This is a genomic window from Nocardia sp. NBC_01009 (assembly GCF_045208035.1).
GTDB lineage: Bacteria > Actinomycetota > Actinomycetes > Mycobacteriales > Mycobacteriaceae > Nocardia.
In genome coordinates this window covers 680,968-698,165 of the sequence record NZ_CP108695.1, presented here as the reverse complement: position 1 = coordinate 698,165, position 17,198 = coordinate 680,968, and the positions used below count along the sequence as shown (strand labels likewise).

General features: G+C 65.2%; 19 protein-coding genes and 1 tRNA gene. 10 read left to right on the top strand and 10 right to left on the bottom strand.

Translation table 11 applies throughout. From position 1 onward, the window contains the following. Positions 1-20: 20 nt before the first annotated feature. From OHA42_RS03175 to OHA42_RS03165, 3 genes are all read right to left on the bottom strand, one after another. Positions 21-1,277 (bottom strand): erythromycin esterase family protein, encoded by a 1,257-nt coding sequence (locus OHA42_RS03175; RefSeq protein WP_406234415.1) that lies wholly within the window; start codon positions 1,275-1,277, stop codon positions 21-23. A 128-nt stretch (positions 1,278-1,405) separates the two neighbouring features. Next, on the bottom strand, positions 1,406-2,512 hold the full coding sequence (locus OHA42_RS03170; RefSeq protein WP_406234413.1) for a DUF4185 domain-containing protein: 1,107 nt from the start codon (positions 2,510-2,512) through the stop codon (positions 1,406-1,408). Positions 2,513-2,675: 163 nt separating this feature from the next. After that, the gene (locus OHA42_RS03165) at positions 2,676-3,425 is read right to left on the bottom strand and encodes a crotonase/enoyl-CoA hydratase family protein (RefSeq protein ID WP_406239036.1); all 750 of its coding nucleotides are present in this window, start codon (positions 3,423-3,425) and stop codon (positions 2,676-2,678) included. Between the two features lie 139 nt (positions 3,426-3,564). Here OHA42_RS03165 and OHA42_RS03160 point away from each other — a divergent pair, with 139 nt between their 5' ends. Genes OHA42_RS03160 through OHA42_RS03150 form a run of 3 tightly spaced genes read left to right on the top strand, consistent with a single transcriptional unit; the run spans position 3,565 to position 6,507 of the window. Then, complete coding sequence (locus OHA42_RS03160) at positions 3,565-5,097, top strand: thiolase C-terminal domain-containing protein (RefSeq protein WP_406234411.1); 1,533 nt, start codon at positions 3,565-3,567, stop codon at positions 5,095-5,097. After that, positions 5,094-5,858, top strand: a complete 765-nt coding sequence (locus OHA42_RS03155) for a crotonase/enoyl-CoA hydratase family protein (RefSeq protein ID WP_406234409.1) — start codon at positions 5,094-5,096, stop codon at positions 5,856-5,858. Before OHA42_RS03160 ends, OHA42_RS03155 begins: the two co-directional genes overlap by 4 nt. Positions 5,859-5,862: 4 nt before the next feature. Beyond that, complete coding sequence (locus OHA42_RS03150) at positions 5,863-6,507, top strand: TetR/AcrR family transcriptional regulator (protein ID WP_406234407.1); 645 nt, start codon at positions 5,863-5,865, stop codon at positions 6,505-6,507. 4 nt (positions 6,508-6,511) lie between these two features. Here OHA42_RS03150 and OHA42_RS03145 read toward each other — a convergent pair whose 3' ends face one another. Further along, complete coding sequence (locus OHA42_RS03145) at positions 6,512-7,300, bottom strand: alpha/beta fold hydrolase (protein WP_406234405.1); 789 nt, start codon at positions 7,298-7,300, stop codon at positions 6,512-6,514. Between the two features lie 162 nt (positions 7,301-7,462). On the opposite strand from OHA42_RS03145, the gene OHA42_RS03140 reads away from it, so the two are divergent. The 3 genes from OHA42_RS03140 (at position 7,463) to OHA42_RS03130 (ending at position 8,428) form a co-directional block, all read left to right on the top strand. Then, on the top strand, positions 7,463-7,687 hold the full coding sequence (locus tag OHA42_RS03140; RefSeq protein ID WP_328407184.1) for a hypothetical protein: 225 nt from the start codon (positions 7,463-7,465) through the stop codon (positions 7,685-7,687). Continuing rightward, positions 7,674-7,973: a hypothetical protein gene (locus tag OHA42_RS03135; protein WP_379059607.1), complete on the top strand. Its 300-nt coding sequence runs from the start codon at positions 7,674-7,676 to the stop codon at positions 7,971-7,973. Before OHA42_RS03140 ends, OHA42_RS03135 begins: the two co-directional genes overlap by 14 nt. Positions 7,974-8,095: 122 nt before the next feature. Continuing rightward, the gene (locus OHA42_RS03130) at positions 8,096-8,428 is read left to right on the top strand and encodes a hypothetical protein (protein WP_406234403.1); all 333 of its coding nucleotides are present in this window, start codon (positions 8,096-8,098) and stop codon (positions 8,426-8,428) included. 29 nt (positions 8,429-8,457) lie between these two features. On the opposite strand, the gene OHA42_RS03125 is transcribed toward OHA42_RS03130, so the two are convergent. The 3 genes from OHA42_RS03125 to OHA42_RS03115 form a co-directional block, all read right to left on the bottom strand. Beyond that, positions 8,458-8,760: a DUF1905 domain-containing protein gene (locus OHA42_RS03125; RefSeq protein WP_328407178.1), complete on the bottom strand. Its 303-nt coding sequence runs from the start codon at positions 8,758-8,760 to the stop codon at positions 8,458-8,460. Positions 8,761-9,027: 267 nt separating this feature from the next. Further along, positions 9,028-10,320, bottom strand: coding sequence for an alpha/beta hydrolase (locus OHA42_RS03120; protein WP_406234401.1), 1,293 nt, complete (start codon positions 10,318-10,320; stop codon positions 9,028-9,030). A 501-nt stretch (positions 10,321-10,821) separates the two neighbouring features. Beyond that, positions 10,822-10,895 (bottom strand) — tRNA-Gly (locus OHA42_RS03115). Positions 10,896-11,357: 462 nt separating this feature from the next. On the opposite strand from OHA42_RS03115, the gene OHA42_RS03110 reads away from it, so the two are divergent. Further along, complete coding sequence (locus OHA42_RS03110; RefSeq protein WP_406234399.1) at positions 11,358-11,699, top strand: hypothetical protein; 342 nt, start codon at positions 11,358-11,360, stop codon at positions 11,697-11,699. A gap of 29 nt (positions 11,700-11,728) precedes the next feature. Here OHA42_RS03110 and OHA42_RS03105 read toward each other — a convergent pair whose 3' ends face one another. Then, on the bottom strand, positions 11,729-13,057 hold the full coding sequence (locus tag OHA42_RS03105) for a cytochrome P450 (protein WP_406234398.1): 1,329 nt from the start codon (positions 13,055-13,057) through the stop codon (positions 11,729-11,731). 297 nt (positions 13,058-13,354) lie between these two features. Here OHA42_RS03105 and OHA42_RS03100 point away from each other — a divergent pair, with 297 nt between their 5' ends. From OHA42_RS03100 to dcd, 3 genes are all read left to right on the top strand, one after another. Beyond that, a complete protein-coding gene (locus tag OHA42_RS03100; RefSeq protein WP_406234396.1) occupies positions 13,355-14,137 on the top strand; it encodes a helix-turn-helix domain-containing protein in 783 nt (260 codons plus the stop codon). 294 nt (positions 14,138-14,431) lie between these two features. Next, entirely contained in the window at positions 14,432-15,202 is a 771-nt protein-coding gene (locus tag OHA42_RS03095) for an alpha/beta fold hydrolase (protein ID WP_406234394.1), read from the top strand. A gap of 181 nt (positions 15,203-15,383) precedes the next feature. Then, positions 15,384-15,956 carry a dCTP deaminase gene (dcd, locus tag OHA42_RS03090; RefSeq protein WP_406234393.1) on the top strand — a complete coding sequence of 191 codons (573 nt, stop codon included), beginning with the start codon at positions 15,384-15,386 and terminating at the stop codon, positions 15,954-15,956. Positions 15,957-16,168: 212 nt separating this feature from the next. On the opposite strand, the gene OHA42_RS03085 is transcribed toward dcd, so the two are convergent. Then, entirely contained in the window at positions 16,169-16,624 is a 456-nt protein-coding gene (locus OHA42_RS03085) for a hypothetical protein (RefSeq protein ID WP_328412497.1), read from the bottom strand. 222 nt (positions 16,625-16,846) lie between these two features. Next, the gene (locus tag OHA42_RS03080; protein ID WP_406234391.1) at positions 16,847-17,101 is read right to left on the bottom strand and encodes a hypothetical protein; all 255 of its coding nucleotides are present in this window, start codon (positions 17,099-17,101) and stop codon (positions 16,847-16,849) included. Between the last annotated feature and the right edge of the window lie 97 nt (positions 17,102-17,198).

The window sequence follows — 17,198 nt, the reverse complement described above, 5'->3', positions numbered from 1 at the left end:
CGCTGTGCCCGCGGGCCGGGTCATGTCGACGGTGCGAACTCCGGCAGCCAGCGCAGCGGCGTGGTTTCCCGAATGTGGATCAGCACGTCGAACGCATCGATCAACGAGCCGACCAGCATGTTCGCGTCGGCGTCCTGCGTTGGGTCGTAGATCCCGCTGATGGTGCGCAGCTTCGCCGGTGCGAGTCGCCACCGGAGCACCGAGTCGGGGGCCGCCGCGTGCAGGTCGACGGCGAAGGCGGGCAGGTTCACCGCGCCGAGCGTTGCGTCGATGAGATCGGGCGCGGGATCAGGGGCTATCGCCATGCCCAGGTCGCCGTGATGGAAGCCGATAGCCACCGACGCGTAGTCCGTGCCGAAGTGGCGGCGCAGGTGGCTGCCCGCACCGCGGAATGTGCTCTGCTCGGGTTGGGCACCGAGGGCGAGCGCCGAGGTGTGGGCGATGCCGTCCCAATAGGCGATCCTGGCGCCGGTCGCACGGTGCCATTCGATGACGCGGTCGGCCGACGGCTGCTCGTTGCGGTCGAAACTGCCTTGTCCCGCAACGCTATTCGAATGGAAAGAAAGGATGAGGCGCGCGTGGGCGAGTGCGGTCGAGCGCTCGGTCGATTCGGGGAGTCCGTCGAGCAATGCGAGCGCGTCGCGTGCCTCGTCGACGAAGGGGCGACCAGGGTGAATGCCCTGGTGACGCTGGACGTGTTCGTCCACCTGGTGCGCGGTCCTGATGAGAGTGAGATGAGATTCGAGCGCCGTGAGCCGTTGCGGCGCCGCGTGCCGGATGTAGTCGAGCACCACGTCGTAATCGGCGGGTTCGGCATGCGGCGGCTCGACGCCGAAGATACGAACCTGATCATCCGGATGTTCCTGATTGAAAGCCCGAATCCAGGTCAGCGCTTCGGCGGTCTCGGCGCTGCGCCACGGTCGCCACGCACCCGCGAGCACGGATTCGGGATCGCCCACCCCGATCCGGACGTAATCGTCCCAGCGCTCACCGGAACGTGCGCTGTCCTGAATCGCCAGTGCACGGAAGCCGTGCCGCTCGACCAGCGTGCGGAAGATGCGCGAGCGCACGCCGAAGGTCTGCCGGGAGAAGCGGGTCGATTCGCCGAGCCCGACCACTGTCGCGGCAGCCAGCCGGTCGGTCAATGGTTCGAGGTCGGTGCCGAGGTAGTCGGCGTCGGTGCTGGTCACCGGATGGGCATTGGCGCGCAACCAGTCACGCACTGCGGAAGTCTCGGCGGATGCGCTGGCATCGGATGCGGGAGCGGTAGTAGTCATGCCGCAAGCCTCATACGTGAAGTCCACTCGAGGTCAAGGCGCGCACTGAGGGCTGTGTGACAGCGAAGCCGGGATCCATTGCTGGACCCCGGCTGCTGTCGAGCGCTGCGTCCGAGCGCGGGCCGTGGTCACAACGTGGTGCGCATCAGGATCACGTTGTACTGGCTGTGGACCGTCGTGAGGAAGTACAGGTCACGACCGGTCTGGTACGGGAAGATCGACGGCGCGTATGCGGAGGGCAGTTCCCTGGTGTCGATCAACACCTCGGGATCGCTCCACGGACCAGACGGTGAGGGTGCGCGGCGCATCACCACGGAATTGAACGGATCGGTCGTCAGCGCGACGTACTGGCCGAGGTACTGGTTGTACATGACCGACAGCTCGCCGACGCCGAACATGATCGGCGCGGCCGCGTTGACGTCGTCCTTCTTCCACCGCTCGCCGTCCCAGTACTCGTATTCGGCGATGTTGGCGATGTCGTTGGCCCGCACGCGGGCGACGAACGCCGCACGGTTGCGCCCGGAGCGAGTGCCGTATTCGTAGACATACCCGCCGTCTTTCATGAAGGCGTTCATCTGGAAGTTGGCGTTGGCCCCTTCATTGGGCCTGCGGGTCTCCGGCAGCTCGGCCCACGTCTCGCCATTGTCGCCGGAGGCGGCGAGGCCGGAGTAGTTCGTGGTCCACTGCCCGACGTCATCCCAGCTGTGCACCGACATGAGGCTCATGTACTGGACGCCATTGACCGCGATGCCCGCGGTGGGGATGCGGCTTATCTCGATGAAAGGAATCTTCGGGCTGGGGATAAGGTCGCGCGCCTGCCCGAATACATCGCGCACGACACTGTCGAAGAATATGCCGTTGGCCGGGTCCTGAGTATGGCTGCGCACGAGAATATTGCTGCGCCACGCCCACACGCTACCGGCGAGCAAATTGGGGAAACCGAGTCCGGCAGTGTCGCCGAACGCGGTCAGCATTTCGCCGCTTCCGTTATCCCACATGATGCCGAGATCGGTGCCGAGTACGTTGTAGCTCTGGGTGTTGTTCGGGCTGGCCATGCCGGTCACCTGGAAAACGGCCTGGGTCCGTCCAGTCAGGTTGGGTAGCCCATTTGAGCCGTTCAGCACGGGAAACGGGTTGATTGCGTTTGGGTTTGCCGAGGCTGGGGTAGTCGCTGTGAGGAGCAAGGCCGTGGCACCCGCCAGCGCGGACAGCAGGATGGATCCGGTTTTGGTCAAAGTCTTTGAGCCCTCCGGTTTCTCGCCGAAGCGTGCTCGATCCACCGCCCCCTGGTCGTGTGTTTCGAGGCACATTTCGACTGGCTGGCAAATCGTTGGAAATGCTAACAGCCAATCCGGAGGAATTGGTGGGGTTGCGCCATTGATTGGTGAAAGTTGACTACTACTTCGGTGGTTTGTTGGCCCGGGAGGTCGCCTTCCGCACGATCAGCGGCAGCTGAATGGCCCGCTCGATCGCGAAGGTGCGGCGCGCGGAAGCCTGCCAGGACCGATCGAACAGCCGCTTGGCTCCTGCGACGGCGTGCGGGGAGCGGGTCGCGATGCGGTCGGCGAGTTCTTCCGCGGTCGCCACCGGGTCCGCGGTGACCTCGGTGATCAGGCCGATGCGCTCGGCATAGGCGGCGTCGACGAGGTCGGCGGTCATGGTCAGCAGCAGCGCCTTGTCGATGCCGATCAGGCGCGACAGCGTCGCGGCGCCGGTCATGTCCGGCACCAGGCCGTGCTTGGTTTCCATCACCGAGAATTCCGCGTCCGGCGTGGCGAATCGGACGTCCGCGGCCAATGCGAGCTGTAGGCCGCCGCCGTAGCAGCGACCGTGCACCGCCGCGATCACCGGGACCTGGAGTCGACGCCACGCCCAGCAGGCTTGCTGGAAGGTGTTGGTGCCGCGCCAGGGCCGCGGGACGAAGCCGCGCACGACGGCCAGTGGGTCGCTGGTGGCCTCGGCGACATCGAGGCCGCTGCTGAAGCTCGGGCCGTTGCCGGACAGGATGACCGCCCGGAGGTCTTTGCGGTCGGCGATGGTGTGTGCGGCATCGGCCAGCCCGCGCAGCATCTCGAGGGTGAGGCCGTTGTGCTTGTCGGGTCGGTCCAGCGTGACGTAGGCGCGGTCGCCGGCGAACCGCAGCGCGATGTTAGTGCCCATTCTCGAATCTTACCCGTGGGTCAGTTCGCGCCATCGGCCATTGCCTGCCCGGGGTGCCACCTGTTCTAATCGGAACTGTAGTTACCGTCAATGTTGACGGTAACTGGAGCACGATGCGGAGGAACACATGCTGCCAGCGGGAATGGACCCACGAACGCCGGTGCTCGTCGGCGCCGGGCAGATCGTGCACCGGGCGGGCGAGCCCGGACTGCCCGGACCTGTCGAACTCGCCGCCGAATCCCTGCGTCGAGCGGGATCCGACAGCGGCACGGGCGACCGACTGCTCCGAGCGGCCGACCTGATCGCCACGGCGGCACCGGTCAGTCGTCCCTACCCGGACCTCGGCGCACTCGTCGCCGCGGAACTCGGCGCTGCCCCGAAGCGGACGGTGCAATCCGCACGGTTCGGTGGCGACGCACCGCTACGGCTGCTCAACTTCGTCGCGCAGGCGATCGCCGAGGGGAACTCCGACGTCGCGCTGCTCACCGGCGCAGAGGCGGTCGCCTCCTGGAACGTCGCGACCCGCGGCGGTGGCACGCTCGACTGGCCCGAGCAGCCGGAAGGTGCGCGACCGACCGACGTCATCGGCTCCGAGCGCGGACCCAACACCGAAATGGAGACCGCGGCCGGACTGTGGGGCCCGGTCTATTTCTATGCACTGATGGAAACTGCCCTGCGCGGACGGCTCGGCCTGAGCGAACAGGAACATCGGGAGCGGATCGGCGGGCTGTGGTCGCGGCTGTCCGGGGTGGCGGCGCGAAACCCGTATGCCTGGCAGCCCACCGAGCGTTCGATCGCGGAGTTGGTGACGCCGAGCCCGGCCAACCGGCTGGTGTCGACCCCGTATCCGAAGCTGCTCGTCGCGAATCTGTCCGTGGATCAGGGCGCCGGTCTGATCGTGTGCAGCGCCGCCGCTGCCGACGCGGCGGGCGTCCCGCACGACCGCTGGGTCTTCCCGCACGGTGGTGCGACGGCCACCGATGAATGGTTCGTCTCGGAGCGGACGGATCTGGCCGCCTCGCCGGCCATCGCCGCTGCCGGGCAGGCCGCATTGGCGGCCGCAGGCATCGCCATCGACGAGGTGGCGCACCTCGACCTGTACTCCTGCTTCCCGGTTGCGGTGCAGGTCGCGGCCGAGGCGCTCGGCCTGCCGATCGATGATCCCGCCCGGCCGCTCTCGGTCACCGGCGGACTCACCTTCGGCGGCGGGCCGGGCAACAACTACACCACCCATGCCCTCGCGACACTGGTCGGCCTGCTGCGCGCGGACTCCGGGTCCTACGGTCTGGCGACCGCTCTGGGCTGGTACATCACCAAACACGGTGTCGGCGTGTACTCGGCGCGCCCGCCCGCGCAACTGTTTCGGGCCGTCGAGGCAGAAGTGCCTGTCGCACGGCGTGATACAGCGCCCGGCTACACCGGGCCCGCCATCGTCGAGTCCTACACCGTCGCTTATCGCAAGGGCAGCGGGCCCGACCGTGCCGATGAACCGGAGGCCGTGGTGATCAGCGCGCTCAACCCGAACGGCGCACGCATACTGTTGCGGGTGTCCGATGCCGAGACCATCGCGGCGTTCACCGACGGCGATCCGCTCGGTGGCGCCGTCGACATCACAGCCGCAGACCAGCTCACCCTGCTCACCGAGAGGACCGCCCGATGACCGACCTGATCCTTGTCGAACGGCGCGACGCCATCACGCTGCTGACCGTCAACCGTCCCGAGGCCCGCAACGCCATCAACCTGGCCACCGCGCAGGCCATCGAGGCCGCCGTCGACGAGTTCGAAGCCGACGATTCCGCCCGCGTGCTCGTGCTCACCGGTGCGGGCGGAACATTCAGTGCCGGAATGGATCTCGTTGCGGCCGCCAAGGGCGAGATGCCGATGACGCAGCGCCGCGGTCCGCTCGGCATCGCCGCGAAACCACCTGTCAAACCGATGATTTCGGCGGTCGAGGGGTTCGCGCTCGCCGGTGGTTTCGAGTTGGCGCTCGCCGGTGATCTGATTGTCGCGGCGAGCGACGCGCAGTTCGGCATTCCGGAGGTGAAGCGCGGCCTTGTCGCCGCGGGTGGCGGTGTGCTGCGCCTGACCCAGCGCCTGCCGCGGCCGATGGCCGCCGAGCTCGCGTTGACCGGCGGCCGGATCGGCGCCGAGCGGCTCTACCAGCTCGGGCTGGTCAACCGGGTCACCGAACCCGGTGGCGCGTTGGCGGGTGCGTTGGCGTTGGCGGCAGAAATTGTTGCGGCCGCACCGCTCTCGGTCGCCGCGAGCAAGCGGATCATCGACGAGTCGCCGGACTGGAGCCTTGCGGAGGGTTTCGCCAAGCAGGGCGAAATCGCTTTGCCCGCACTGTTTTCCAAGGATGCTGCCGAGGGTGCACTGGCCTTCGCGCAGAAGCGTGAACCGCAGTGGCAGGGACGCTGACACCATGACCGAACGCGTCCGGGAGACGCAGGCGCAGCGCAGGGCACGCATGCGCACCCGCCTCCTGGACGCGGCGGTGGAGAGCCTGGTCGCGGTCGGCTATGCGGGCACGACCACACTCGAAGTGCAGAAGCGGGCCGGTGTCCCGCGCGGCACGCTGCAGCACTATTTTCCGACCAGGGCGGATCTGCTCGCCGGTGCTGTCGAGCATGTTGCCCAACGTCGATTCCTCCAGCTGACAAGGGAATTCGAGGCGATACCCGCAGAATCCGATCGGCTGGAGACGGCGGTCGAGCTGACCATGCGGATGCTCAGCGGCCCGACCTTCCTGGCCGCGCTGGAAATGTGGGTCGGCGCCCGCACCGATCCGGAACTGCTCGCGGCCTTCCTGCCGCTGGAGCACCGCCTGTTCGATCTGATGCACAACAGCATTCGCGACCTCTTCCGCGCGGAGTTCCCCGACGATCCCCGGGTGCCGACGATTACCGAATTCACCATCGAGATCATGACCGGGCTCGCGCTGCGCGCGCTGCTGACCGGTGATCTCGATCGGAACCGAATCATCCAGCATCGCTGGCGAAATGCGGTGCGCATCCTGCTCGGTACCGCGGAGCCGAGCACCCTCACCGCACCACGGTCGGACCGATAGGGCGCTACGGGCAACCGGCGATCGTGCCCCGCAGCACCTTCGCGCAGGCGGCCGGGTCGTCGTAGAACGGGGTGTGCCCGCTGCCGTGCAGGGTGACGTGCCCGGCGTTCGGCAATGCAGCGCGGGCGCGGCGGCTCTGCGTGGCGTAGGTCAGCAGGATATCGCGATTGCCCCACGCGATCGTGACGGGAATGTCTGCGAGACTGCCGATTTCGTGCAGTCGCGCCTCGGCGAAGGAGGCGAGTGCGTCGTCGAAGGCGGGGGCGTCGACCGCACCGCCCGCGGTGTCGATGGCGATCTGAGCGGACACCGCCCACGGCTTGCCGAAGACGAGGCCGAGAAAGGCGGTCCGGCCTGCGGCGGTCCCGAGGATCGTCGGCAACGCGGATCCGAGCGGGCCCGCCAACGCTTTGGACTTGCCGAGTGACTGCTGGCACCAGACACGGCCCGCGGTCTCCCAGAATCCGATCGGGGAGAAGGCGGTCACCGATCGAGCAAGCCCGCGGGCGCCGAGGTTCAGCGTGATGAGCCCGCCCATCGAGTTGCCGGCGAGGTGCGGCCGTTGGATGCCTTCGGCGGCGAGGAAATCGGCCAGCGCATCGGTGAGTGTGTCGACGGTGGTGTGTGCCAGCGGCGCGGAACCGGCGAACCCGGGCAGGTCGACGGCGATGACCTCGAAAGATTCGGCGAGGTTGTCGATGATCGGTTCCCACACCTGCCACCTGCTGCCGATCCCGTGCACGAGGACCAGCGGTTCCCCGGCGCCGACCCGGTGATGATTCAGCGCCGTCATCCTCGTGATCCCCAGTTCTTCGCGATCGGCCGAATGCGATCACACTAACAGCAGTCACCAGCCATCAGTTTGTATCGGCGTCGCCATAGGATCCCGGTTGCAGCGCAAACTGCACTCGTCGATGACGAGCCGAAACGGGCTCGGGTCGGTACGATAAAAGGTATGGCAACGCGTAAGGTCACCCTTTCGCTGGACGAGGCCGCCTGGTCATTCGCCGAACAGGCCGCGGCCAGAGCTGGTATGTCGCCCTCGGCATGGATATCGAAGGCAGCGCGCCGCGAAGCCGTTCGCACCGGAGTCGGTCCGGTGCTGGATGTGACGGCCGATGCTGCGGCGGACGAGGCGGAGCTGGCCGCCGCCGAGGAGGCGATGCGTGCGCAGGGGTGAACTGTGGACCTACTACCCCCATGGTTCGCCGCCGCGGCGCCGCACCGTTGTGCTCATCAGCAGCGATGGCATCAACGAGTCGACCAGGCAGTGGCTGATCGCCGCCGAGATACTCGATCAGGATCCGCAGGACATCCTCGCGGTGCCGGTATCGCGGCACGGGTGGGTGCACGCGGGCAATATCGGTCGCATCTACCGTGGCTGGCTCGCCGAGCGAGTCGATGAAATGGAAACCGAAGAGCTCGAACGGCTGGACACCGCATTGCGGGCGGCCATGGATCTGTGACTGCTTCCCCGGGCCGGGAATTTCGGCTCGAGCAGCCACCGGGGCCTCGGTGCGGCATTATCGTTGCGGCGTCTACCAAGTGGCCGCCCTAATGTCACAAGCTTACTGAGAAGAGGAGTCAGGTGCGGATTTTCCTGATCGCCGCGGCCGCTGTCGCGCTGCCGATGCTGGCGGCGTGCGGTAACGACACGGACGCGGCGCCGCCCGCGATAACCCAGGCGGATCTCTCGAAGTCGCTGCAGGACAAGGGCCTGCAGGACCCGAAGCTTGCCGAATGCGCGGCGAAGCTCTATGTGGAGCAGGGTATTTCGCAGGAGGGCCTGCGCAAGATGACAGGCAGCGAGTACGACACCAAGGTTGTCGACCCGACAACCCTCGGTATGAGCAAGGAAGACGCCGACAAGGCCCGCCAGGCCACCGGCAAGATCGTCAGCGAATGCCTCGCACAGCACTGACCCGATCATGAGTCGAGCCGGTGCGCGGATCAGAGGATGACGACGAGTTCGATGTGCGCCTCGGATCCGGCCGAGAGCTGCTCGGCAATCCGCACCGGCTTCTTCACCGGAAGCACGTAGGTGGCCCGGGACTTGTCCGGGAACAGCGAGGTCGACCAACGGCTACCGCCGATGGTCACCTCCACCTTCACCGCGCCGAACCCACCGGCCCGGTGCGAATACCTCTCCTCGATCTCATCGGCGATGCTCTCGGGCAGATTCACGAAATGCCACGACCCCTGCCCACTGTGTTCCCAGACCTCCGCCGAGAACGAGTACCGCGCTACCGCCACCGCGTGACTGTAGCGAGCGGCGCCGACAACTGGCCGATCGATCGTTGGGCCGTACCCCGCGCCCGCGTTCTGTTGCCGACCCGAGAAGCGAACTTCAGTCCCTACGACGGGGGCGGGGAACGCGGTCGAATTCGCTGAGTTCAGCCAACGCCATGACCACGATCTGCTCGCTCGGGCCGCCGCCGTCCGGGACGAACGCGAACCGATTCGAGTCTCCGATTCGTGTCTGCGATATCGGACTGGACGAAGTCCGCGGTATGTACCAGGTCAGGCGGGCGCGCAACTAGGTGTACTCGGCAGTGTCAGGGTGGTCAGGAATTGGTCGGCCGCGGTGGTGGTGCAGGGGGTGCGGTTGTAGACGCCGTGGCCCCAGCCGGTGTAGGTCAGGAGAGTTGCGCGTGGGGTTCGGGCGGCTACTTGGGTTGCCCATTCGTGGGGGGTTGCGGGGTCGTGCAGGGAGTTGACGATCAGGATCGGTGGGCCGTCTTCGATCTGCGGGCGGTGTTGCGGGTTCTGCGGTGAGGTCGGCCAGCCGGAGCAGAGAGTGCCTGCGGCCCAGGCGAAATGGGCGCGCAGGGTGGGGGCGTTGGCATTCTGTTCGCGCCAGAGGCCCAGCCAGTCGTTGTGATCGGTGATGTCGAAGCGCCAGTCGGAGCACAGGATGATTTCCGGCATTGTCGTCGGCTTGCCGGACCGCTCGGTCGGGGCAGTCGGCATCGGGAGGCCGGCCGGTTGGTCGGTCAGTGTTCGAAGTTCGGCCGCCAGGCGCGGCCATTCGGGCGCATAGAGTCGCTGGGTGACCGTGCGGCTCAATTCGAGTGGGCCCAGCGGGGTTTCGGGCTTTTCCGCATCTCGCAGCTCGCCGCGCTCGGCGCTGGCGAACAGTTCGCCATAAACGCGATGGGTGTCGGCGCCGTGCAGGACGCACTGCTCGTCCCGCATACACCAGGATGCGAATTCATTGAAAGTGTCCTGGCCCGCACGTGCTTCGCTGGCCAGGAACCCGCGACCGTCCAGGCTGTGATCGTCCACGCTGTCCATCAGCGAGGCACGCAATCGCTTCGGGAACAGCTCCGCGTACGCCTGCGCGGGCATGGTGCCGTAGGAGCGGCTGTAGAGCGTTAGCTGATCCTCGCCGAGCGCCGACCGCAGCGCCTCGACATCCCGCGCGACGCTCACCGCATCGAGGTGGTCGATCAGCGGCCCGGTGTACTGGCGGCAGCTTTCCGCGAGATCTCGTGTGTACGAATGAATATCGTCGAACCGCCCGCCGGTGTCCGGCACCATGTTCGGGCGGCTCGCTGCGAGTCCGGAATCGCACTGCACCGAATGGCTGCGCTTGACCCCGCGCGGATCAATGCTGACGATGTCGAACCGCGACTGCAGCTCCGGCGAGAACTTTCCGCCCCGCAGGATCTCGTCCACCCCCGAAGAGCCGGGCCCACCAGGTAGCGAAACCAGCGTTCCGATCTTCCCTGCCGCATCGTCGGCCCGATCCCGCACCACGGCAATGTCGATTGTCGAACCATTTCGGTCCGACCAGTCGATGGGCACAGTCACTGTCGCACAGTCGAATTCGGCCTTTTCGGCACAAGGTTGCCAGTGCAGTGCTTGCGCTGGACTCGCGGCGGAAGTGCAGGCGGTCGATGCCACCGCGGTCAGTGCGGAAGCCAAGGTAACACCGAGTATCTTGCGACGGAAGTGCATACGGATGATCGTCGCCGCGACCCTCGACCGACCACATCACTCCAGCGAGCGATCCCGCCTCACCCTCCGGTACTGCCGCGCGGCACACATCTGCGAACGGCCGGATCTCTCCAGCCAACCGCGTTGGCATCGATAACACTCGCCAGTGAGGTCGCTACCGTCGATGCCCATCCCCGCGCAGGACGACGCTGATACAGGAACCCTGTTCTGGTAGGAAAGCATGGGGTGCTGGTGGTATCGCGACGACGGCCAGGAATTGCGGAAGGAGTGGGATTGGCTGCACTTTTGGCTGCACCGCAGAACGGGGCCAATCGGCCTGAAAACGAAATGTCCTGGTAATCGGGCCTTTTCGTGTGGAGCCGATGACGGGAATCGAACCCGCGCTGTCTGCTTGGGAAGCAGAAGTTCTACCATTGAACTACATCGGCGAACCCCGAAGGGTACTTCCGAGACTGTAGCAGAAGCGGCACCCAGGCGGGAAAACTCCTGGTAGATGCCTCTGACCTGCATCGATGCCACATCTAGTTGCCGGTAGGACGTGCTGGCGTGGTCCAGCCCAACCCAGACGTTCGGGCGCATTCAGTGGCGTTCGGGAGCGCTCAACGCTCAAAACCCTGCCAGAATCCTGCCAAAAATCCTGCCAAAACGAGGCCGCGGTCAAAGATGAGCGGGACAAGACGGTTCACTACCGGAGCAGCCAAGTGGGAGAGTCCTACGGGTGACACGCCTAACCTGCGTGGTCGTCGCCCGTCAGAGGGGCAAATGCACTCCTGTCCAATCAACAGCGCCCCACCAGAGCGGCACACGTCGAGCGGACCGCATGTGCGCCCGCTGCTTGTAGCTTCAAGATAAAGTAGATGCGGATGCGAGACCGCACCTTTGGAGGGGCCTTGACTTTCACCAGGACACATGGGCAAACGATCCACACCGACCACCACACCCCGATGTTGCTGGAGACCGGCCATACATCGGATGGGAGCCTGGCTGTGCGGGTGAAGCGGATGGACGGCACGGTTGTGCCGTTTACGCGCGAACAGGCACGGCGTGCGCTACAGGCCATCGATGAAATTCAGCACGCGGCCGAGAAGGCGAAATACAACGCTGTGATGCAGATCATTGGCGACGAACATGCTGTCAGCGAAAGCGAAGAGGCCCTGCTCGATGCGCTCGATCGACTGCCACCAGGCGCGGCGGTGTTTACCTGGGGACAGGAGATCTCGCCCGACCATTGACCGGGTCGGTGAGCTGTTCGGTGCTGCAGCTACACCCGACGTCGATACCTCACGATGCATTGGCCGGCGGGGTATTTCGCTGCGAAGCCGTCGGAGGGTCGGGGAGTGCCGATCAGTTGCATGTCGTAGGTGGTGGCCAGATGTGCCACCACAATCTGCATGACGATCGTGGCGAAGTTTTGGCCGAGGCAGCGATGCGTGCCGGAGCCGAACCCGATCAGCGCCTGGTACAGCGGTTTCGCGGCCGGGCCGAGGAATCGGGTCGGCTGATAGGTGTCCGGCCTGACGAAAATGTTCGGATCTCTCTGGGATATTGCTGGGGAGGCGAGGACTTGCGCGCCCTGCGGAATGGTGTATTCGCCAACCTTGAAATCGGTAGTGACGCTGCGGCTGAGCATGTGTGCGGGGGCGCGCAGTCGTCCGGTCTCCTGGATGCAGGCGGTGGTTCGTGACATGCGCTGTAGCCCGCCTAGGCTGACGCCCTCGCTGATGACCCGCTCGGACTCTTCGCGGACGAGGGCCATTTCGTCGGGATGCCCGAGCAGGTCGACGAGCAGCCAAGCAAGGTGCGCGGTGGTGGTGTCCTGACCGGACCAGATGAGCAGGAGAATCAGGCCGACAAGCTCGTGATCGGGGACGGGATCACCATTGAGGTCTCGATGGTCGACGAGGCTTTGCAGGAAGTCTGAGTCCTCGGCCCGTTCTTCGGCGCGCCGCTTTCGGATCAAGGTCATCAACGCATTCCGGAGGCGTTCGCGGGCACGCCTGGATCGGATGACGACCGGCAGCGGCAACCACGCGGGCAGGCTGAAGCCGACTCCACCGGAAAGGATGTCGAGGTCGGCGAGAAGTTCGGCGGGCAACGATCTGGTGAAGGCATCGCCAACGAAGCATCGGGCACTTATCCGTCTGATCATCGGCCCGAGTGGTGCCATGAGTTCGAAATCGCCGCTGGCGCCGAGCTGCTGGACTAGTTGCTGCGCCTCGTCGTTGATCACGGAGACGTAGGTGGCCAGCTGGCGACCTGCGAAGCGGGGATGAACGAAACCTTTCTGCCGCAGATAGTCTTCGTGGGGCGCAAGAAAGTAGACGCGGTCGCCGAGTATGCGAGGCAAAAAGGTGTATCCGCCGCGGATACTCAGCTCGGACGCCTTGAAGAATTGTTTGGTGTGCTCGCCGAGTAACACCACTGTCGTAGGCGTAGCTGGCATCTTGAACCGGAAGATCTCGCCGCACTCGTCGTATCCCCGTTGGATCAATCGATTGTGGTCCCGCTTGAACTCCAAGAGGTGACCGATCACCGGCGCGGCTCCGGATACCAGCGGTGGCAGGGGTTGGGTAGGGTGGGCCGTCGTCATCACGTCCTCTAGTTGGCGGATCCGTGTGCAACGCCGAATAGACTTGAGGGAGAGGACAATTGGGAGGACGGGCAGAACGACTTGTGACGACAGGTGCGGCGGCCCGCGCAGGTGCAGCTGCACTGCTGCACTGCGCCGGCCGCCGCTGGCCGCCTCCCCCGTACCGGTGTGCCACTCGGTCCCCTCCGGGCATCCATATTCAATCAACGGCACGTCGGCTGTACAACATGACCAGCTAGCCCAGATTGGTGATAGTCGGGCGAGATGGCTATGACCTTGCGACAGAGAGAGATTGGGATGGGATTGCGTAACAGCGATCGACCGCGACTACCGTCTATCGGAGAGTTCGTCAAGTCTCGGCGGCTGCGTCTGATCGACCCGAACACTCAGAAGCCGTGGACGCAAGTTGAGCTTGGAAGCGCGATCAACCTCTACCCCAATACGTATGCCCGTCTCGAGCGGAACAAGTATCAGCCGGGGCCGCAGGTGCTCGACGCCCTTGCCAGGGTGTTCGACCTTACGGCCGACGAGCGGGCACACATGGGTGTTCTCGCCGGCAGGGAGGTTCCGACTGCGGCCGTCTTTCAGTTGCCTGCCGAGCTGGAGCAAGCTGTGCTGTCAGCCTTCGAATCACGTACGCCGGCGGCCTGGGTCGAGGACTGGCGAATTGTCGCTGCGAACCTTCGTTTTCGGGAGCTCTGGCCAGGTTTGGCGGACTCTGACAACATCATTCGCTGGTGGCTCACCTCTGAGCACGCCAGGAAGGTGACTCCGAATCACGAGGAAGAGGCTCGGATTCAGGTCAGTCAGTTCAGGGCCTTCGCAGCTGATGAGTCCAACCGTGAGCGTGCCCTCGAAATGCTCGAGCAGCTTGGCGATGAGCCTGAGTTCTCGAGGTTGTGGAATTCCGGAACGGTGCAGTTGGGTCGGCCAGGTCCGCGTTATGTCTGGTGTCCGCGGGAGGACAGATTCATCGAATTGGCTGATGTGTTGGTTCTCGCCGGGAGTGCAAGCATGTGGGGGCGTGGACTCTACATCGGGCTGCCGGGCGCGCCGACGCTTTCCCCGCCGTCGGACTAGTTCCGCTATCACCATATTGGGCTGGTCGATCATGTTGTCCCAGTTACGACTCTACGAGACCCGGGGGACATCGGGGTCTCCAACCAGACCGGGACGGTTCAGAACGCGTACACACAGTCCTCGACCGACGCCCTGCATCATCCGTAACTCCTGTCGAAATCCCTTGTGGCACAACACTCATCGAGGTCCGGCATTCGCGTTTGCGTCGAGCGATAGTGGCCGGGCTACTGGGTTAGACAATTGTCTTATACATATGTGTTGCACAAACGTCTAAATCTCTGTAGTGTTTCGTGCATGCACAGAAACGAACTCACCATCGATGGCCGCCGGATCTCCTATCTCGATGCCGGCGGGGACGGCAAGCCACTGCTTGCCATGCACGGCCACCTCGAAGAGGCGGCGACCTGGGCGCAGCTCGCCGCCGATCTCGCGCCGCAGTGGCGGGTCATCGCGCCTGATCAGCGTGGGCACGGCGACTCCGATCGCGGACCCGACTACTCGCTGGAGGGATATGTGGCAGACGCTGTCGCGGTGATCGAGCACCTAGGAGTCGGCCCCGTCGCGATTCTCGGCCACTCGGGCCGCGGGATCACGGCCATGCGCGTGGCCGCCCAACGTCCGGACCTGGTCTCCGCGCTGATCGTCGAGGAGATCGGCGCGGTCCATGTGAGCACCGGTGCGCTCGATTTCGTACTCGGCTGGCCGCAGCAGGCGCCGACCAGGCAGGAACTGCTCGATGCGCTCGGGTTCGCGGCACCGATGTTCGCCGAGGTGCTGCGTGAGAATCCGGACGGCAGCTGGCGGCTGCCGTTCGTCCCGCAGGACATGGTCGACTCCGAAAACCTTGTCACCGGGGACTATTGGGCCGACTGGCTCGGCAGCACGTGCCCGGCCCTGCTCATCGTCGGCAACAAGCGGCCATGCGTCGATCCGGCGCTCGCTCAGGCGATGGTCACCAAAGGTGCGAACACAACGCTGGTTACCCTCGATACCGACCACTTCGCGCACAAGGGCGATCCGGCCGGATTCGCAGCGGCCGTACGCAATTTTCTCCAGGCGCAGTAGTTCGACTGCCGTTATCGACGGTAGTCAAATGGCGGTTGATCTGTGGTTTTGAGCCGCCATTCGACGGCGCTCGGTTGGTGGGGCGCCATGTGGACTGCGCTCGGGGGGTGCTGTTTCTGTGGTTGCGGTGGGTGGTGTGTGCGGCTGAAGGGGGAGATCTGGGAGGCAGTAGTCTCGTCGCGTGCTGCTTTCCGATCGTGACATCCGTGCGGAGATCGCCGCTGGGCGTCTCGGCGTCGAGCCGCTCCTGGAAACCCTGATCCAGCCGTCGAGCATCGACGTGCGACTGGATCGGATGTTCCGGGTGTTCGATAACACCCGCTACACCCATATCGATCCGGCGCAGCGTCAGGACGAGCTGACCAGTCTGGTCGAGCCCGGCCAGGGCGAGCCGTTCGTGCTGCACCCGGGTGAGTTCGTGCTCGGCTCCACCCTCGAGGTGTGCACGCTGCCCGACGACCTGGCCGGACGACTGGAAGGCAAGTCGAGCCTCGGCAGGCTCGGCCTGTTGACGCATTCGACGGCGGGCTTCATCGATCCGGGTTTCAGCGGCCACATCACCCTCGAGCTGTCCAACGTGGCGAACCTGCCGATCACGCTGTGGCCCGGCATGAAGATCGGTCAGCTGTGCCTGCTCCGGCTGACGAGCCCGGCCGAAAACCCTTATGGCAGTGCGAGCACCGGGTCGAAATATCAGGGTCAGCGCGGTCCGACACCGTCGAAGTCCTACCTGAACTTCCCGCTGCCGACCTAGGGCTGCTCGGCGAGCCTTCCTCGATGCGTCGCCGAGCATTGCGCCCTAGTCGAAGCCGAATGCCTTCGGCTCCAGCCGGATTCCGCCGCGGGTGTCACGGCTCGTACTTCGATGTCTCGGCCCCGGGCCGGGTCCACCCCTGTCGACTGCCGGAAATAGGGGTGGGCCCGGCCCGGGTCGGCGCCGGCGACAGCGGGGATTGATGACGCAAATCAATCCCCGCCGCCCGCTCCGACCGCGAGTGCCGTCGTGATGATGACGGAAAGCGGTGGGAGCGTGTCGCCCCGATTCGGCAGGCTGACCCAGAAGCACCCTTCCCGGGTCCAGCGGCCGAGTCCGGTCGGCAACATCACGGCGCTGCCGATGGCAGGTATGCCTATGTCGAGACGGTTCAACACCTCCAATACCTGTGTCCCCGGCCGGCTGTCCGGCTCGGCAAGGAAGCTCCATCGGATCTGCCTGGCCAGCATGGGGCCCCTCGTCCCCTGCTGTTCCAAAGCCGCCATGACCTTTTCGGCCCTTGCGGTCGGCAGATGTACGACGCACACTCGCCCGGTGATCGGCAGCATCACGAACCCGCCTCGCTCACTGACCGGTAGCCCGAACTCGTGCCGGTAGTAGGCCACCCAATCGTCGACTGTTCTGATCCTGTCCACGTTCACGGCCATACTCCTCGCCTCCTGCTTCAAGGGTCGCGGCAACGGCGGCGGTTCGGTATTGCCCGCGCGCCCGCCTTCCACTGCCATTCCGCTGCCCCTCACGCGGCTGCTCCGGCGCCGATTGCCTTGTCTGATAGCGAATTGCCTTTGACTGTGGCCGCACTCACAAACCCCTCGTACCCTGGATAGGAGTTGTTCGTTCGAAGGGATGACATCGTGGTCCGGCAATGGTCAGGTAAAGAGGCCCGTGCCCTTCGCGATGCCAAGCGGATGAGTCTCCGGGAGTTCGCGGCGCATCTGGGTGTGCACGAACGCCTGGTGTCGAAGTGGGAGGCCGGCGGCGCCCGGGTACACCCACGTCCGATCAATCAAGCCGCTCTCGATACGTCCCTGGCCAGGTCCGACGACGTTGTGCGGGCGAGGTTTGCGGCGCTGATCGATCAACCCCTTGTTGATCGTGCTGCCGCGCCAGGATTCGATGCGCATGCCGACGCCGCGGCGCGCGCCAATTATTCGAGCGACGCGGACCTGCTGGCTCTCATAGATGCCGGTGCGATGAGAGGTGATGCGTTAGCAGCGATTT

Excerpts from the sequence above, each read along its gene's own strand:
- OHA42_RS03175 (WP_406234415.1), bottom strand. The coding sequence starts at position 1,277 with ATGACTACTACCGCTCCCGCATCCGATGCCAGCGCATCCGCCGAGACT.
- OHA42_RS03160 (WP_406234411.1), top strand. The coding sequence starts at position 3,565 with ATGCTGCCAGCGGGAATGGACCCACGAACGCCGGTGCTCGTCGGCGCC.
- OHA42_RS03155 (WP_406234409.1), top strand. The coding sequence starts at position 5,094 with ATGACCGACCTGATCCTTGTCGAACGGCGCGACGCCATCACGCTGCTG.
- OHA42_RS03150 (WP_406234407.1), top strand. The coding sequence starts at position 5,863 with ATGACCGAACGCGTCCGGGAGACGCAGGCGCAGCGCAGGGCACGCATG.
- OHA42_RS03145 (WP_406234405.1), bottom strand. The coding sequence starts at position 7,300 with ATGACGGCGCTGAATCATCACCGGGTCGGCGCCGGGGAACCGCTGGTC.
- OHA42_RS03140 (WP_328407184.1), top strand. The coding sequence starts at position 7,463 with ATGGCAACGCGTAAGGTCACCCTTTCGCTGGACGAGGCCGCCTGGTCA.
- OHA42_RS03105 (WP_406234398.1), bottom strand. The coding sequence starts at position 13,057 with ATGACGACGGCCCACCCTACCCAACCCCTGCCACCGCTGGTATCCGGA.
- OHA42_RS03100 (WP_406234396.1), top strand. The coding sequence starts at position 13,355 with ATGGGATTGCGTAACAGCGATCGACCGCGACTACCGTCTATCGGAGAG.
- OHA42_RS03095 (WP_406234394.1), top strand. The coding sequence starts at position 14,432 with ATGCACAGAAACGAACTCACCATCGATGGCCGCCGGATCTCCTATCTC.
- OHA42_RS03085 (WP_328412497.1), bottom strand. The coding sequence starts at position 16,624 with ATGGCCGTGAACGTGGACAGGATCAGAACAGTCGACGATTGGGTGGCC.
- OHA42_RS03080 (WP_406234391.1), bottom strand. The coding sequence starts at position 17,101 with ATGCGCATCGAATCCTGGCGCGGCAGCACGATCAACAAGGGGTTGATC.